General features: G+C 63.9%; 10 protein-coding genes. 8 read left to right on the forward strand and 2 right to left on the reverse strand.

Annotated features, from left to right (window positions below; genetic code table 11):
• Positions 1–120: 120 nt before the first annotated feature.
• Positions 121–5085, reverse strand: coding sequence for an NAD-glutamate dehydrogenase (locus tag PAN31117_RS21905; protein ID WP_150740072.1), 4965 nt, complete (start codon positions 5083–5085; stop codon positions 121–123).
• A gap of 209 nt (positions 5086–5294) precedes the next feature.
• Here PAN31117_RS21905 and dbpA point away from each other — a divergent pair, with 209 nt between their 5' ends.
• On the forward strand, positions 5295–6716 hold the full coding sequence (gene dbpA, locus PAN31117_RS21910; RefSeq protein ID WP_150740073.1) for an ATP-dependent RNA helicase DbpA: 1422 nt from the start codon (positions 5295–5297) through the stop codon (positions 6714–6716).
• A gap of 46 nt (positions 6717–6762) precedes the next feature.
• A complete protein-coding gene (locus PAN31117_RS21915; RefSeq protein ID WP_150740074.1) occupies positions 6763–7374 on the forward strand; it encodes a hypothetical protein in 612 nt (203 codons plus the stop codon).
• 25 nt (positions 7375–7399) lie between these two features.
• On the opposite strand, the gene PAN31117_RS21920 is transcribed toward PAN31117_RS21915, so the two are convergent.
• The gene (locus PAN31117_RS21920; protein ID WP_150740075.1) at positions 7400–8359 is read right to left on the reverse strand and encodes a LysR family transcriptional regulator; all 960 of its coding nucleotides are present in this window, start codon (positions 8357–8359) and stop codon (positions 7400–7402) included.
• A 219-nt stretch (positions 8360–8578) separates the two neighbouring features.
• On the opposite strand from PAN31117_RS21920, the gene PAN31117_RS21925 reads away from it, so the two are divergent.
• The 6 genes from PAN31117_RS21925 (at position 8579) to PAN31117_RS21950 (ending at position 17439) form a co-directional block, all read left to right on the forward strand.
• Entirely contained in the window at positions 8579–9835 is a 1257-nt protein-coding gene (locus PAN31117_RS21925) for a D-amino acid dehydrogenase (RefSeq protein ID WP_150740076.1), read from the forward strand.
• A 185-nt stretch (positions 9836–10020) separates the two neighbouring features.
• On the forward strand, positions 10021–10923 hold the full coding sequence (locus PAN31117_RS21930; protein WP_150740077.1) for a transporter substrate-binding domain-containing protein: 903 nt from the start codon (positions 10021–10023) through the stop codon (positions 10921–10923).
• An 87-nt stretch (positions 10924–11010) separates the two neighbouring features.
• A complete protein-coding gene (cuyB, locus tag PAN31117_RS21935; protein WP_150740078.1) occupies positions 11011–11739 on the forward strand; it encodes a cysteate racemase in 729 nt (242 codons plus the stop codon).
• 522 nt (positions 11740–12261) lie between these two features.
• Positions 12262–14034 carry a putative bifunctional diguanylate cyclase/phosphodiesterase gene (locus PAN31117_RS21940; RefSeq protein WP_174991070.1) on the forward strand — a complete coding sequence of 591 codons (1773 nt, stop codon included), beginning with the start codon at positions 12262–12264 and terminating at the stop codon, positions 14032–14034.
• An 18-nt stretch (positions 14035–14052) separates the two neighbouring features.
• A complete protein-coding gene (locus tag PAN31117_RS21945; protein ID WP_150740080.1) occupies positions 14053–15552 on the forward strand; it encodes an HDOD domain-containing protein in 1500 nt (499 codons plus the stop codon).
• 516 nt (positions 15553–16068) lie between these two features.
• Positions 16069–17439, forward strand: a complete 1371-nt coding sequence (locus PAN31117_RS21950) for a nucleobase:cation symporter-2 family protein (protein ID WP_039397060.1) — start codon at positions 16069–16071, stop codon at positions 17437–17439.
• Positions 17440–17494 lie beyond the last annotated feature (55 nt).

Consider the following 17494-nt stretch of genomic DNA (forward strand, 5'->3'; position numbering starts at 1 on the left):
TAAACGCTTAAAAAATGTTGCTGCGGCGACGATCTGCAGTGCCCGGCCGCCGTTGCTTACCGTGCGGGGCTAATCGACCACAGCCCCGCACGGCAAGCGTTTGAGCGGCATCGTTCGACGTCAGCGCCCGACTTCCGCCAGGGATTTCAGGCTCACTGACAACATGGCAAGGTCGGCGTTACCGACGGCGATCTGGTCGGCCAGCACCCGGTGATAACGGGCGAGCGCTTCGGTGTGCGTCTGTTGCCATCCGGCGACGAGTCGGGCGGCCGGACTCTGGTCGACGGCCTCCGGTGGTGCAGCCGCATCGTTCCCCTTCCCGCCCTCCAGTACGCTCGCCGTCAGTCGTCGACGCAACACCGACAACTCCTCCAGCAACGTTGCTCGCGCGAGACGCTGCCAGTGCGTTTGCATCGGCAGGCCGAGCACGCCCGTCTGCAACCAGCCGTAGCCCAGCGGCGCGTCGAGCGCGAAGTACACCTGCGCCGCAAGCGACGGCTCGCATCCACTGGTACTCGCGACCTCGGCGATGTCGAGCAACGCCACGCGTGCGCCTACACCTGCCGCCGTTTGCGCGAGCAGCGGCGGCACACCCGCGTCGATCATGGTCTGGCAACGCGTGCGGGCTTCATCCGCCGCTTCGCCGCTCACGAGCGTGTCGAGCGTGGGCAGAATCGGATCGAGCACACTGCGCAGGCGCTCCACGGTCTGCGGCACGTCGGTCAGCCGCCGACGCAGGAACCACAGCGTGGCCTGCTCGTGCCACTGCGCAATCGCCGCGAAAAGCGACGCCTGCGTCTCGTGCGACACCCGGGCGTCCAGCGCATCGATGTCGAGCCACAAGGCGTCGAGCCCATACGCCCCGCGCGCGGCGAGACTGGCACGTACGACATCGGCGGGCTCCGCGCCCGTCTCTTCGCTCAGCCGGTGCACGAACGTCACCCCCGCCCGGTTGACGAGCGCATTGGCGTGCATCGTCGCAAGGATTTCCCGTTTGAGCGGATGACGCAGCATCGCGGCGCCACAGCGGCTCGCCAGCGGCGTCGGGAAGTAGGACGGCAGTCCGTCGGACACGAATTCTGCGTCCGGCAGATCGCTCGCCAGCAGCAAGTCGTAGAGCCACATCTTGCTGTACGCCATGAGGACGGCGCGCTCCGGCGAGGTCAGCCCGGCGCCCGCCGCGCGACGAGCATCGAGGGCTTCGTCGTCCGGCAGGAACTCGATGGCGCGTGCGAGCCGCTGTGCGCGCTCCAGATACCGCATGAAGCGGGCGTCTCCATCGAGCGCCGCCGCCGAGCGCAAACGCCCGAGCGACAACGCCTGCGTTTGCAGATAGTTATCGCGCAACACGAGCGAGCCAACTTCTTCCGTCATTTCCGCGAGCAACGTATTGCGCTGCTTGAGCGTCATTTCGCCGTCGGTGACGACGAGCCCCAGCAGAATCTTGATGTTGACCTCGTGGTCCGAGCAATCGACACCTGCCGAGTTGTCGATGGCGTCGGTGTTGATGCGACCGCCGTGCTGCGCGTACTCGATGCGTCCGAGCTGCGTCAGCCCGAGGTTGCCCCCCTCGGCCACGACCTTGCAGCGTAGCTCCGCGCCGTTCACGCGCAGCCCGTCGTTCGCGCGGTCGCCTACTTGCGCATGCGTCTCGGTGCTCGCCTTCACGTAAGTGCCGATGCCACCGTTGTAAAGCAGATCGACGGGTGCGGTCAGCAACGCGCGCAGCAAATCGTTCGGCGCCATCTCAGAAGCTTCGGTACCGAGCCATTCGCGCATCTCCGGCGACAGCGCAATCGCTTTCGCCGTGCGCGGGAAGATACCGCCCCCCTTGGAAATCAGCGTCGCGTCGTAGTCGGCCCAACTGGAACGCGGCAACTGGAACAGACGCTCGCGCTCGGCGAATGAGGTCGCTGCATCCGGTGTCGGATCGAGGAAGATGTGACGGTGATCGAACGCCGCCACGAGTCGGATGTGCTTCGAGAGCAGCATGCCGTTGCCGAACACGTCGCCCGACATGTCGCCGATGCCCACCACCGTGAAGTCCTGCGTCTGCGTGTCGACGCCCATCTCGCTGAAATGCCGCTTGACGGACTCCCACGCGCCACGCGCCGTGATGGCCATCTTCTTGTGGTCGTAACCGACGGAGCCGCCCGAGGCGAACGCGTCGCCCAACCAGAAGCCGTACTCCGCGGAGATGGCGTTTGCATAGTCGGAGAACGTGGCCGTGCCCTTGTCGGCGGCCACCACGAGATACGGATCGTCGCCATCGATACGAACGGTTTGCGGCGGCGGCACGAGTTGCCCGTCGACGTAGTTATCCGTCAGATCCAGCAGCCCGCGCAGAAACGTCTGATAGCACGCCACGCCCTCGGCGAGGTAGGCGTCACGGTCCCCCGGCGACGGCGGCTGCTTCACCACGAAGCCCCCCTTCGACCCCACCGGCACGATGACCGTGTTCTTGACCATCTGTGCCTTCACCAGCCCCAGGACCTCGGTGCGGAAGTCTTCGCGGCGGTCCGACCAGCGCAGGCCGCCGCGCGCGACGCGCCCTCCGCGCAGGTGCACGCCCTCCACGCGCGGCGAATACACCCAGATCTCGAACATCGGCTTCGGCTCGGGCAGTCCCGGCACCTTCGACGGGTCGAACTTGAATGACAGGTACGCCTTCTGCGCGCCCCCACCACTCCCGTCCTGCGCCGTCTGGAAGTAGTTGGTCCGCAGCGTGGCTTCGAGAACCCCGAGGAATTGACGCAGGATGCGGTCCTCGTCGAGATTAGGGACGTCTTCCAGTGCCGTGTGGATCTGCGTACGCAATTGCTCTGCACGCGACTCTCGCACCTCCGCACTCAACGAAGGGTCGAAGCGCGCGAGGAACAGGCGCACGAGCATGCCCGCAATCGATGGGTTCCCCGTCAGCGCATTCTCGATATAGGCATTGCTAAAGGTCGAGCCAACCTGACGGATGTACTTTGCGTACGCCCGCAGAATGCGCACCTCCCGCCACGTCAGACCAGCTTGCAGCACGAGACGATTGAGGTCGTCGTTTTCGACGTCGCCGGCCCAGATACGTGCGAAGGCGTCTTCGAAACGCGCGCGGGCGTGCTCCAGATCGACGTCCGCCCCATCGAGGCTCGTCATACCGAAGTCGTGCATCCATACGACGCGGGTATCGGACGGCTCAATACTGGGCTCGATCCGGTAAGGCCGCTCGTCATTGACCCGCACACCGAGGTGTTCGAGCATCGGCAGGCTGCGTGAGAGCGCGATGGGCTCGCCCGCCTGATAGATCTTGAAGCGCAGCGTGCCGGGCGCAGCCTCCAGCGGACGATACAACTGCATGGCGAGCGGCGTTGCGCCCGAGCTACCGGAAGGCGTGGCTTGCGCAGGCGGCGGTGCCGCGTTCAGTAGCGGTTCGATAAGCTCCACGTCGCGCACGGCCACGCGCGCAGCGTAATCCTCCCGATACCCCGCAGGGAACGCCTGTGCATAGCGACGCAAGGCCCGCGTACCGCGCTCTTCGCCCAGTTGCTCGCGCAGCGCGTCGGAGAGGTCGTCCTGCCAGCGGCGCGTGGTCTCGACGATGCGGGCTTCCAGTTCGTTGACGTCGACGTCCGGCACATGCCCCGGCTCGGTCCGCACGGTGATCTGAATACGCGCGAGCATCGACTCGGAGAGTTGCGGCGTGAACTCGACGCTGGTGCCGTGATAGGCCGCCAGCAGCAGGTTCTGCACCCGCACGCGCAAATCGGTGTTGAACTTCTCGCGTGGCACGAACACGAGGCATGACACGTAACGATCGAAGCGGTCGCGTCGCACGAAGAGCCGCGTGCGCTGACGCTCCTGCAAACGCAGAATGCCCAGCGCGATGTCGGCGAGTTGCTCGACGTCGATCTGGAACAGTTCGTCGCGCGGATATTGTTCGAGGATGGTCGCGAGCGTCTTGGCCAGATGGCCGTTGGGCAGGAATCCTGCGCGCCGGATCACTTCCGCGACTTTTCTGCGCACCAGCGGAATTTCTTCGGCCGGGACCATATAGACGGTCGAGGTGTACAACCCCAGAAAACGCCGTTCGCCGCAGACCTTGCCTTGCGCGTCGAAGCGTTTTACGCCCACGTAATCGAGATAGCCGGGGCGGTGAACGCTGGCGCGCGAATTGGCCTTCGTCAGGAAGATCGGGGCGCTGGCCTGCACGATACCGATGGCCCCGGGCGACAGACGCGTGACGTCGGGCGTGCTGGCGTTGCGGCGCGATTCGCGCAGCACGCCGAGGCCGGTGCCCGGCACGCCTTGCAGGTAGTGCTCGCCGTCACGCTCGACCAGTTCGTAATCGCGATAGCCCAGGAAGGTGAAGTGACGCGCGAGCATCCAGTCCAAAAACGCCCGCGCCTCGTCGATCTCTGCGCGTTCCTGCGCCGCCACGCCTTGCTGCGCGGCGCGCTCGGCCAGGGATTCGATGGCCGCATGTGCGGCGGCCTGCATGGTGCGCCAGTCGTCCACGGCGGCACGCACGTCGCCCAGCACGCGTTGCAGCCCGTCGACCAGCGCCTGGATGCGCTCCGGCTCGGAGAACCGGTCGACTTCGATGTGGATATACGATTCGAAGCGGCTGCGCTCGCCCTCCTTGCCCTCCTCCTTGCCCGCCGGACTGCTGCCGGGCGCCACGCTCAGGCGCTTGCCCGCCGTGTCGCGCCGAATGCGATAGACCGGGTGGAAGGCCGAATGCAGCGCGAGCCCCTGCCGGTTGATCTCCATCGTCACCGAATCGACGAGGAACGGCATGTCGTCGTTCACGATTTCGATGACCGTATGGCTGCAATGCCAGCCGTGCTGGTCGAGCGTGGGGTTGTAGATTCGGATGCGCGGCTCGCCGGAGACGAACTTCTGGCCGAGTTGCCAGTGCGCCATCGCCGCGCCATAAAGATCGGCGACACTGCGCGAGACGACATCCTCGGCATCGGCCAGACCGTAATACTGCTGGACGAAAGGCTCGAAGAGCGCCGCCACTTCGGGCGCACGTTCACGGGCCATCGCGACGACTTCCGCCATGTGCTGGCGGACCTTCTCTTCCGGATTCGCGGGCATGGGCACCTCTGCGGGATTGGACGAGACTTCGACCGGTGAGCGAGGGATAAGTCCCCGGCCATTCACTGGCTTGTGGACAGGCAAGGCCATGCTACGCCCGGCGGCCCCGGGCTGGCAACGGCGTGATTCCCGAGTTCGGGTATGCTGAGCCGGTCTGCCAGAGCCATCCGATCAACCCGAAGCTGGCGACGCCACCGGTATAATCGCGCATGAACTCAAAAGCCACCGATTCGCGCGCTGACAGCGCCCCCGTCATTCCCTTCTCGAGCCTGCCGCTCTCGCCTGCTATGCAGGAGAACCTCGCACGGCTCGGTTACGCCTCGATGACGCCCATCCAGCAGGCGTCGCTCCCCGACATGCTTGCCGGCCACGACATCATTGCGCAGGCCAAGACCGGCAGCGGCAAGACCGCCGCCTTCTCGCTGGGCCTGCTCCAGCGGGTGGACGCCCGCGATTTCGCCGTGCAGGCCGCCGTGCTCTGCCCCGCGCGCGAACTCGCCGAGCAAGTCGCGCAGGAAGTGCGCCGCATCGCGCGCGCCGAAGACAACATCAAGGTCCTGACGCTGTGCGGCGGCTCGCCGATCCGTCCGCAGGCGGAAAGCCTCGCGCACGGCGCCCACGTGATCGTGGGCACGCCGGGCCGCATCATGGATCACCTGGAGCGCGGCACGCTCTCGCTGACCGGCATCAAGACGCTGGTGCTCGACGAAGCCGACCGCATGCTCGACATGGGCTTTTTCGACGACATCGCCGCCGTGGCGCGACAAACGCCCGCCTCGCGCCAGACGTTGCTCTTCTCGGCCACGTACCCCGAAGGCATCGGCAAGCTCGCCCAGCGCTTCTTGAAGACGCCGCGCGAGATCCGTCTGGCAGAAAAGCACGACGCCAGCAAGATTCGCCAGCGCTTCTATGAAGTGCGCGACGAGGAACGTCTGCACGCCGTGGGGCAGTTGCTCGATCACTTCCGCCCGGTCAGCACGATTGCGTTCTGCAACACCCGCGCACAGTGCAACGACCTGACCGACGTGCTGCGCGCGGAGGGTTTCCACGCCCTGACGCTGCACGGCGATCTGGAGCAACGCGAGCGCGACATGGTTCTGATCCAGTTCGCGAACCGCAGTTGCTCCGTGCTGGTGGCGACCGACGTCGCCGCACGCGGTCTGGACATCGCGCAGCTCGAAGCAGTCATCAACGTGGACGTGACACCCGATCCCGAGGTCTACGTGCACCGCATCGGCCGCACCGGCCGGGCCGACGAAGACGGCTGGGCGTTCAGCCTGGCGACGATGGACGAGATGGGCCGCGTGGGCAATATCGAAGCCGCGATGGGCGGGGAAGTCCAGTGGCACAAGCTCTCGGAGCTTACGCCGACGGGTAGCGGACATCTGCTGCCGCCGATGGTGACGATCCAGATGCTGGGCGGCAAGAAGGACAAGATCCGTCCGGGCGACGTGCTCGGCGCGCTGACCGGTGAAGCCGGTTTCGCCGCCGCACAGATCGGCAAGATCAACGTGCTCGAAAACTTCACGTATATTGCTGTAGACCGGGACATCGCCCCTGTGGCACTTCGCAAGCTGTCCGACGGCCGTGTGAAGGGTCGCAAGGTCAAGGTAAGATTCCTGCAGGATTAAGTTTCGGATCCATCCCCTGAGCGCGACGCGCCACGAGGAGATTGCAATGAGGTCGATGCGTACCCTGTTGTGCTTCCCGGCGGCGCGGCATCTGGCGCTCATTCTGCTGGCGGCCGGTGGACTGACCTGGCTGGCCGCTTGCAGCACCAAGGGCGTTGCGCCCAACCCCACACTGACCGAAGACACGCTCGACGAGTACGCCCTCGTCATCGTCGGGCTCGACACCCCGCTGCAAAGCACCTGGGGGCCGTGGACCTACTCGGACTTCAATCAGACGGTCAACGGCATCATCGGCGGCAAAATCACCCGCACGCTCAACAGCAATCCGCCCACACGCGGGTACATCGCCATGCGCGTCTCGCCGCTCATGCGCAACGAACGCTTCGGTCCAATGGAGTTCACCCCGGCGGACAACAGCTATCGCTTTCGCTATTGCAAGGGTCGCAAGGTGCCGACGGTGCGGGTCAACCGTGGCGACGTCGTCTACGCGGGCACGCTGATCCTCGACAATCACGACGGCAAGATCTGGCTGCGCACCGAATTCGACATGGCAGGCGCGCGACGCTTCGTGCAGGCGAACTATCCGTCGCTGGCCGACAAGCTCCAGCCCCAACCGTTTACCTATTACGAGGTGAAAAGCGAGCCGAGTTGCCGCTGACTGTCAGCGTCAGCCCGTCAGCCAGTCAGCCCTCTTGCGCTGCGTCTGCTGGCGTCAGCACGATCTCGCGCCCTTCGCATAACGCTTCGGCACGCTCGCTGAGTTCGTTGGCGACGTCCGCCAGATGACGCCGCAGCGTATCCGCGAGCACCGATTCCGGTTCATGCGCGGGGCGCAACATCTCGACAGGAAACTCGATGGCCGGCGCGACACGATACAAACGCTGCGCCTGCACATGCGCGCTCGCCGCCGTGAACTGATCGAGAAGCGCATAGCCCAGACCGTGCTCGACGAGCGCCGCCGCGAGCGAATACGTCTGCACCATCACTTCGGCGTCCTGCAGCAGCTCCGTCTGATCCAGACGCTCGTTGATCAGCGCGCCGAGCGGCGTATCGTCATGTAGCTTGATGAGATCGCGCCCGGCAAGCGCGTCGGCGCTGGCTGGCCCGCGCCGCGAGAGCTTCGGCCACCCAGCGGGCACAGCCAGCACGATGTGCCCCTGCGCCACGGGACGGCTCACGATACCGGCGGCCATCGGCGGTGCGGAAACGATGCCGACATCCACCGACGACGTGAGGATCGCGGTGATGGTCTCGTTCGTGTGGTGCGTGATGAGTTCGAAGACGACATCGGGGTGCGCACGCCGCATGCGTTCAATGGCAGCGGGTAACAGGCTCTGTGCGAGGCTCGGCGTTACCGCGATGCGCAGGTGGCCCACCCCGTGCTGACGCAGATTGCGCGACGTGGTGCGCAGGCGCTCCAGATCGCTGAAGATGCGCTCGACGTCGGGATACAGACGGCGCGCTTCGGCGGTGGGCACGAGGCGGCCTTTCACCCGGTCGAACAGCTTGAAGCCGAGTTGCTGCTCCGCGTGCTGCAACACGCGGGAGACGACCGGTTGCGATACGTTGAGCAATTGCGCCGCGCCGCTGGCCGACCCGGTCAGCACGACTGCGCGAAACGTCTCGATATGCCGCAATTTCATGCCTGACTTCGTCTCCGTGTCCCGCCCGCCTGCGCACTGGCGCGGCCGACCCTATAGCCAAAAGACATATGCTGCCTCAAAACCGCATAGGTTAGCGAATTTTCTCCCTCTACACTGCGTAGCAAAGGCTGTGCAGAAGACCCGCCACGAGGCGCTCGCCACGTGTCGCAATTTTTTCCCGCCTTGCTTTCCATCAGCTTTTCGTCGTTATCTATCGTCATGCACATTGGAGTTATCGGGGCAGGCATCGTCGGCCTCGCCAGCGCGTATCAGTTGCTTCGCGCAGGCCACGAAGTCACAGTTATCGACGCGGCACGCGACGGCGGTCTGGGGACCAGCTTCGCCAACGGCGGTCAGTTGAGCTATGGCTATGTGTCGCCCCTCGCCGCCCCCGGTGTGCTCTCGCAACTGCCCTCGCTGCTGTTCTCCGGCACCGGGCCGCTGCGGATCAAGCCGTCGCTCGATCCGGATTTCTGGCGCTGGTCGCTGGCCTTCGTCAAACATTGCAACGCGCAGGCGAATGCCAGCTCGACGCTGCGACTGCTCTCGCTCGGCTTGCACAGCCGCGAGGTGATGCTGGAGTTTCTCGCCCAGGAAGCGGGAACGTTCGACTACCGCCTGAGCGGCAAGCTCGTGGTGTATCGCGACGCGAGCAAGCTCGCCGCCGCAGAGCGCTCGCTTGAAATGGCCAATGGCCTGGGCTACACGCAACGGCGTGTCGATGCGGCCACCTGCGTCACGCTGGAACCGGCGCTGAACAAGATCGCCGGGGAGTTGGCGGGCGGCATCCACACGCCAGGCGAAGGTACCGGCGACTGCCAGATGCTGTGTAAGGAACTGATGCGTCTGATCGGCGCACATGAGTGCGGCACGCTGCTGTTCGAGCGCGAAGTGACGGGATTCGATGTGCGCGGCAACACCGTTCGTGCCGTCCGCACACGCGCTGGCGACATTCCGGTCGATGCCTGCGTCGTCGCCAACGGTCTGGCCGCCGTGCCGCTGCTGCGCGCCGTGGGCGAGCCGGTGTCGATGTATCCGCTCAAGGGCTACAGCCTGACGTATCGCGGCGCACCGGCCGACGCCCGCCCGCAGGTCTCCGTCACGGACGCCGACAATAAAGTGGTCTACGCGAGCCTCGGCGAGCATCTGCGCGTGGCCGGGATTGCCGATCTTGTGGGCTACGACTACCGCATCGTCAAGCATCGTATCGATGCGCTGCGCACGCTCTCGACCGGGTTGTTTCCGTCGTTGCGCGGCACGCCGGCACCGCTGGAATGGACCGGCATGCGCCCGTCCACGCCGCACGGCAGACCGGTGCTCGGACGTGCAGACAAGGTGGGCAATCTGTGGCTGAACGTCGGCCACGGCGCACTGGGTTTCACGTTGTCGATGGGGGCTGCACGCGCCATCGCCGACGCCATCGACGGCAAGCGTCCCGCCGTCGATCTTGCAGGGTTTGCCCGGCTGGCTGCATGAGCGATGAGGCTGGACCATAGCGTGCCAGCCGGATAACACGTTCGTACGCCAGTGCGCTGCGGCATCACTCCCACGGGGACCGATGGGGGAAGTATCGGGTTGTATCTGTGTTTTCGGTGTTTGAGGCTTTTGACATTCCAACGGCACGGACCACCGTGCCACCACTTCCGATAGGACAAGAGACCATGAAGAAGCTGTTTGCTCCCCTGCTGCTCGTCAGCGCTGCTGCCGCCCTGTTCGCGCACACCGCGAGCGCACAGGAACTCACTGGCACGCTCAAGAAGATCAAGAACGACGGCGTGATCGCCCTCGGCGTGCGCGAATCGTCGATTCCGTTCTCGTACTCGGACAACAGCGGCAAGACGATCGGCTACTCGCAAGAAATCGCGCTCAAGATCGTCGACGCGGTCAAAAAAGACCTGAACATGCCGAATCTGAAGGTCACCGAAACGCCGATCACGTCGCAAAACCGTATCGCGCTGATGCAAAACGGCACGATCGACCTGGAATGCGGCTCGACCACCCACACGTTCGAGCGCGCCAAGCAAGTCGGCTTCTCGCACAACATCTTCCTGTACTCGATCAAGATGATCGCCAAGACGGGCTCGGGCATCACCGACCTGAACAGCCTCAAGGGCAAGACCATCGCGACGACGGCCGGCACCACGGCTGACCGCATTCTGTCGGGCAAGAAGGGCGAAATCGGCTTCAACCTGATTCAGACGAAAGAACACTCGGACGGCTTCCTGACCGTCAAGCAAGGCCGCGCTGTCGCATTCGTGATGGACGAACCGCTGCTCTACGGTCAGCGTGCCGCCCTGTCGGCCGACGAAGCGAAGGGCTACGAAGTTGTCGGCCCCAACCTCCAGTTCGAAAACTACGCCTGCATGACGCGCAAGGACGATCCGGCGTTCACCAAGGTCGTGAACACGGTCATCGCCGACATGGAGAAGTCGGGCGAAATGGAGAAGCTGTACAACAAGTGGTTCACGCAGCCGGTGCCGCCGAAGGGTCAGAACATGAACTACCCGATGACGGCTGAAATGCGCGCCATGTTCAAGGATCCGATCACGAAGGCTTACGACTGATCCTGACGGCGTGTGCGTTGTGCGGGGACCACGGTCCCCGCACAACGCAATCCCGTTTTTTGCAGTTCCCGCAGATTCACCACCCTCATGAACTCGCACGCCACACTCGGCATTCTCGGCGGTATGGGCCCCGCCGCCGGTATCGACCTCTGCCGCAAGATCGTCGATCAACATCCGGCCAACCGCGATCAGGATCACATCCCGTTCATTCTGTATTCGGTGCCACAGATCCCCGACCGGACCGAAGCCCTGCTGCGCGACGGCGCCTCGCCGCTCGACGGCATGCTCGACGGCGTACATGCGCTGGAGCAATCGGGCGTCGGCTGCATCGCCATCGCGTGCAATACCGCCCATGCCTGGCTCGACGCGCTGCGTCATCGCACCCGTCTGCCGGTGCTCGACGTGGTCGAAGCGGTCGCTGGCGAACTGTCCACTTGTGTCGCCCCCGGCTCACCCATCGGCCTGATGGCGACCGAAGGCACCCATCACGCCAACGTCTACCGGCCACGGCTCGAAGCGTTGGGTTACCGGTTTGTCTCGGCAAGCGACCCGCTTGCGCACCAGACGCTCGTGAACGAGGGTATCCGGCTCACCAAGGCCGGGGAAATTCGTCGCGGCGGTGAGGCGCTTGCAATGGCCATGGAGCAGTTACTGGCGGCCGGCGCACAACGCGTCATTCTCGGCTGCACCGAAATCCCGGTGGCGCTTGCCACGTGTGAAACACCGCTCGGACGATTTGGGCTGGATGCGTCCGCAGCACTCGCCCGCGCGTGCATCGCGTGGTCGCTCGCGCACGAGACGCAGGCGCGCGTCTGACTCGACATCGACGGCGCGCGCGCCGTCTACCGATTCTCAATTTTCCGGCGTGACTCTCATCCGCCGCGAATTCATGGCACAGCGAAGCACTGCGGGGCTTGTGCGGCTGTTGCGATGTTGCATCGCAATGATAAAAATCCACGATTGCGGTGCCCTCAAGTCGCTCGCGCTTGGGTAGACTGGCGCACGCACGACGATCGCGCCGGGGTTGCACCGGCGGCATGGAGGTGAACCGGGCGGACGATTCGGGTCGTACGTAGACCGAACGCCACCGACCTCGCAGGAAAAAATCCTGATCGTCTTGTAGGAAAAAATCCAACACGGGAATTCGGACGGAAAGCGGCGTGAAACGGGGGTAAAACGGGGGTTGAGGCCATCAAAATCGCTGGCGTCTTTAGCTATAATGGCCCACAATCCATCGGACACCCGCCGGACCAAGGTCCGGCCATGAGCGCGTTTGCCTGAACAGGGAAGCACATGAGCGGCAGCGCGCTCGACGTGATGCATGTACAGACAACAACAATGAGTTCAGATCGACTCCCAGCCGGTGTGCCTTTGGTCGAACCTTCGACCCTGGCACCGGCAATCGCCGAGGCCAATGCCACGGCGCCGGCCCCGGCATTGTCCCGGGCGCTGGTCGAGCTGACCGGCGGACTATCGGCACACGTAGGTGCCGATGGCCGTTTCCTTTTCATTGCCGAAGCCTCCCTGCGCCTGCTCGAGTACTCGCGTGAGTACATCGACCACGCCACGCTCTTCGAGCTGACCGGTATCGAAGACGTTCCCCTGCTTCAGGACGCCTTTTCCGCAGCCCAGACCCTCGGCCCTCAACAGTGCACCGTGCGTTTGCTGCGCGGTCTGACCGACCGGGTCTGGATGCGTCTGCGCATCGCCCAGTACACGCCCCGCATCGCGGGCGCGAGCGCGTCGTTCCTGGTGCACGGCGAAGACATCACCGCCTTCAAGGAAAACGAAGCACGCCTGTCCGATCTGGCGGTGCGCGATGCAGTGACCGGGCTCGGGAATCGTCAATATATTCAGCAGTGCATCGTAGAGACGATCCAGCATGCGCGTGAAGGCGGCCCGAACTTCGCCGTCGCCCTGCTCGATCTGGACGGTTTCAAGAAAGTCAACGACTCGCTCGGCCACGACGTGGGCGACCAGTTGCTGCGCGACGCGGGCCAACGTCTGATCGCGCAGATTCGCGAGACGGACATGGCCGCGCGCATGGGCGGCGACGAGTTCGTGCTGGTGCTGCCCGGCTGCGACAACGAACAGGCGCTCGGCGGCATCATGAAGCGACTGCTCTCGGCGGTGCAGCAACCGTTCCAGGTCGGCGACCAGTTGCTGCACCTGACGACCAGTATCGGTGTTTCGTTTTACCCGCAACACGGCGACTCGGCCGGCCTGCTCATCAAGCACGCCGACGCCGCCATGTATTGCGCCAAGGATCGCGGTCGCAACGGCCTGTTCGTCTACACGGACGATCTGGGTGACTTGCACCGCAAGGCGTTTTCGCTGGAATCGGCGATGTTCGAGGCCATTCACAACGGTGAATTCAGCCTGCATTACCAGCCGATCTGCGACCCGATTTCGCTGGACGTGAAGGGTGTCGAAGCGCTGATGCGCTGGCATCCGGCGCTCGGTCCGGTCTCGCCTGCCGAGTTCATTCCGCTGGCCGAAGCCAACGGTCTGATCAACTTGCTGGGCGGCTGGGCACTGCGCGCCGCGTGCATGCAGCTCGCGCGCTGGGATCGCACCCGGCTCGACGGGATCTACATGTCCGTCAACGTCTCGGCACAACAGTTTCACCATCCGTCTTTCCCGAGCCTCGTGTGGCAGGCCATTGCCGACTCCGGCGTGGAAGGTCACCGCCTTGTGCTCGAAATTACCGAAAGCGTGCTCATGCGCGACCCGGAGCAGGCCAATCTGGTGCTGCGCGAGTTGCAGACGCTGGGCGTGCGTTTCGCCGTCGACGACTTCGGTGCGGGGTATTCGAGTCTCGGATACCTCAAGCGTTTCCCGCTCTCCGCGCTCAAGATCGACCGCAGTTTCGTCAAAGACATGCCCACGTCACCGAACGACCGTACGATTGTGACGGCAGTCCTGGGACTGGCACGCGAGCTGGGTCTGTCGGCGGTGGCCGAAGGGGTCGAGACGGAAGAACAACGGCAGATGCTGATCGATCGCGGCTGCCATTCCATCCAGGGCTGGCTGGTATCGAAGGCCCTGCCTGCGGGAGAACTGGAGGCGGCCTTTGCGAGCGGGCGTCTCAACGTGGATGCCGGCCACTGACCGGACAACCCCGCTACCATGAGCCTGACCAAAGAAAAAACGCTCGAATTGTTGTGGCAGCGCATGGCCGAGCGCGGTGACTTTCCGTCGCTGCAACGCTCGGTTACGGGCATCGTGTCTGCCATGCAAAGCGAGAACACCAGTACGGCCGACCTCGCGTCGTCCGTGCTCTCGGATTTCGCCCTCACCCAGAAAGTGATTCGTCTGGCCAACTCCGCCATGTATGCGCCGTTCGGCTGCAACGTGACGACGGTCTCGCGAGCGATCATGATTCTGGGCGTCGACACGATCGGCCACCTCGCCCTGAGCCTGAAGCTGCTCGAAGGTTTCGGCGAAGTCGCCGCACGTCGCGACGACATGGCGCGCGAACTGGCTCGCGCCACGCTGGCGGGCGCTTTCGCTCGCGACATTACGGCCAAAAACGGGATTCGCGACGGTGAAGAAGCCGTCGTCTGCACGCTGCTGCATCACGTGGCGCGCTTGCTGGTGACGTATTGCTTCCCGAACGAATGGGTTGAGATTCAGGAAATTGCCGCCGAGCAGGGCATCAGCGACAGCGACGCCTGCGAGCAGGTGCTCGGCATCACGTTCCCCGAACTGGCTGAGTCCGCCGCCCGCAAGTGGGGCTTGCCGGAGTCGATTGCGACCAGCATGCGTCCGATCGATCTCGAAGGCGACGCCCCGCTCTCGCACGCCGACTGGTTGTGCGCCGTGGCGAACATGTCCAACGAGATGGTGACCGAGCTCACGCGCGGCGCAGATCCCGAGCGCCTTGCCGAACTCGCCGAGCGCTATGCCGACCGTCTCGCGCTGGACATCAGCGAGGTGGTGTCGGTCGGTGAAGAGATGGCGCGCGACACGAGCCATCAGGAATTCATCGCCATCAGCACGGGGGCATCGAACACGCGTCAGCCGCCGGCAGGCAAGCCGCTGGATTCGGCGCGACGTCTGGCCGACGGACTTTCCGAAGTGCGCGCCGCCACCGGCGAGACCGATGCCGTGGGCCTGCTCAACCTGACGCTCGAAGCGATCCTTCAGTCGCTAGGCTTCGTGAACTGTGCGGCCTTCGTGCGTTCGCCCGCGAGCAAGGTCTTCGAAATGCGCTTCGGCATTGGTCGCGAGGTACAACCGTTGCTGGGCCTGACCTTCCCCGAAGCGTTCGAGCCGGACGTCTTCCATCTCGCGCTGACCAACGGCCGGGCGATCCTGATCGACAATGCCCGCGAGCCGCGCATCGTACCCCGCATTCCGCTATGGCATCGTCAGCATTTCTCGAACGTGAAATCGTTCTTCCTGCTGCCGGTTCGCCAGCGTAACCAGACCGTGGCGCTGCTCTACGGCGACTGGGGCGGCGCATTGTGTGCGGGCGGCATCGGGGCCAAGGAAATGGAGTTCCTGCATTACATGGGGGAGGAGATTTCCAGCAAGCTCGAAAGCGTGGCGCAGCAAAACGCCGCGAGCGGCACGAATGCGGCCGACTCGCTCGCTCGCAGACCGTCGGGCACCACCGGGCGCTGACAACGACACCGGACAGCCTCACCAACGCCCGCCTGACAATTGTCGGCGGGCGTTTTCACTTTCAACTTCGCTTTCCATCCTCCCCTTTCCGACGCACGCTACAGACACCAAGATGTCGCCGGGATGATGTCCCCGGTGTCTCGGCGTTTCATACGTCAGACGCAATCTTTGGTATTGCAAATCCGATATGTGAAGAGACGTCGGTCCACTGGCGCCCCTGCGGTACTGGACATTTTGCATACGGGCGGTCGCCTGCGCGCCGGTAACATCGTCGCCTCCGACGGCCCGCCGCCCCTTGCCGTACAAGGCTTTCGCGCATTCGAACATCGCCGTAAGAACTCAGGCGTACTATGTCGCCAGACCGCAGTTTTTCTCCACGACTGCGCGTCGGTCACTGGTCGTCTGTCGCCCGTCGTGAGACCGGGCGTTTTTTGACACGACTCGCTGCGCCCCGGTAAAAAATTTACGCTCGGTTTCGCCAAGCAAATCATTCGTACCGTCGGACCAGGAGAAGACATGACGCAATCTGCTGCTGCACCGGTACATCCGGTCGACGAGCGCCTGCCGCTCCCCAAGTTGTTCACGCTGGGATTGCAACACGTGCTGGTGATGTATGCGGGGGCGGTCGCAGTACCGCTGATCATCGGCGGCGCCCTCAAGATGTCGGTCGATCAGATTGCGTTTCTCATCAACGCCGACCTGTTTGCGTGCGGTATCGCCACGCTGATTCAGACGCTCGGCCTGTGGATCTTCGGTCTGCGTCTGCCGATCATGATGGGGGTGACGTTTACTGCTGTGACGCCGATGATTGCCATCGGCACGAATCCCGACCTCGGCTTGCTCGACATTTACGGCGCGACGATTGCCGCCGGGATCATTGGCATTCTGATCGCGCCCTACATCGGCAAATTGTTGCGGTTGTTCCCACCTGTGGTGACAGGCACCGTGATCACGGTGATCGGCATTTCGCTCATGGGCGTGGGCATCAACTGGGCGGCCGGCGGCTTCGGCAACCCGGACTTCGGTAATCCGCTGTATCTGGGCGTGTCGTTTGCGGTGCTGCTCTGCATTCTGTTCATCACGAAATACGTCCGCGGCTTCTTCTCCAACATTGCGGTGCTGCTGGGGATTCTGTTCGGCACGATGGTGGCGATTGCGCTGGGCAAGGTGTCGTTTGCGGGGGTGTCGGAAGCCCCGTGGTTCGGTTTCGTCATGCCGTTCCATTTTGGCGTACCGCGCTTCGATCCGATAGCCATCGCGACGATGACGCTCGTGATGCTCGTGACGTTCATCGAATCGACCGGCATGTTCCTTGCGGTGGGCGACATCGTAGGGCGTCCGGTCGATCAGAAGACGCTGGTGCGCGGATTGCGTGTCGACGGTCTCGGCACCGTGATCGGCGGCATCTTCAACACGTTCCCGTACACCTCGTTTTCACAGAACGTAGGACTTGTCGGCGTGACGGGCGTGAAGAGTCGCTGGGTGTGCGCGATGGGCGGGTTGATTCTGATCGTGCTGGGATTGTTTCCGAAGGTGGCCCACGTGGTGGCGTCGGTGCCGCAATTCGTGCTGGGCGGCGCGGGTATCGTGATGTTCGGCATGGTGACGGCCACGGGCATCAAGATTCTGTCGACGGTGGATCTGTCGAAGAACCGCTACAACCTGTACATCATTGCGATCAGTATCGGTGTGGGGATGATCCCCGTGGCGTCGGACAAGTTCTTCATGAAGCTGCCGCACGCGCTCGCCCCGTTCTTCCACAGCGGCATTCTGCTCGCTTCGATCAGCGCGGTCCTGCTCAATGCCCACTTCAACGGTCTACGTAGCGAAGAGGAAGCGAACGCGCTCGCGCAGGAAGCGGGCAAACAGGCGGATGCTGCACATTGATGGATGATGTGACACCAAGACCACGAAGAACGCATTACCAGCGTGTAAGGATGCT

The sequence above is a fragment of the Pandoraea anapnoica genome (assembly GCF_902459765.1).
Taxonomy (GTDB): Bacteria; Pseudomonadota; Gammaproteobacteria; order Burkholderiales; family Burkholderiaceae; genus Pandoraea; species Pandoraea anapnoica.

Coding starts and splice junctions, on each gene's coding strand:
- PAN31117_RS21905 (WP_150740072.1), bottom strand. CDS start 5,085: ATGCCCGCGAATCCGGAAGAGAAGGTCCGCCAGCACATGGCGGAAGTC.
- dbpA (WP_150740073.1), top strand. CDS start 5,295: ATGAACTCAAAAGCCACCGATTCGCGCGCTGACAGCGCCCCCGTCATT.
- PAN31117_RS21915 (WP_150740074.1), top strand. CDS start 6,763: ATGAGGTCGATGCGTACCCTGTTGTGCTTCCCGGCGGCGCGGCATCTG.
- PAN31117_RS21920 (WP_150740075.1), bottom strand. CDS start 8,359: ATGAAATTGCGGCATATCGAGACGTTTCGCGCAGTCGTGCTGACCGGG.
- PAN31117_RS21925 (WP_150740076.1), top strand. CDS start 8,579: ATGCACATTGGAGTTATCGGGGCAGGCATCGTCGGCCTCGCCAGCGCG.
- PAN31117_RS21930 (WP_150740077.1), top strand. CDS start 10,021: ATGAAGAAGCTGTTTGCTCCCCTGCTGCTCGTCAGCGCTGCTGCCGCC.
- cuyB (WP_150740078.1), top strand. CDS start 11,011: ATGAACTCGCACGCCACACTCGGCATTCTCGGCGGTATGGGCCCCGCC.
- PAN31117_RS21940 (WP_174991070.1), top strand. CDS start 12,262: ATGAGTTCAGATCGACTCCCAGCCGGTGTGCCTTTGGTCGAACCTTCG.
- PAN31117_RS21945 (WP_150740080.1), top strand. CDS start 14,053: ATGAGCCTGACCAAAGAAAAAACGCTCGAATTGTTGTGGCAGCGCATG.
- PAN31117_RS21950 (WP_039397060.1), top strand. CDS start 16,069: ATGACGCAATCTGCTGCTGCACCGGTACATCCGGTCGACGAGCGCCTG.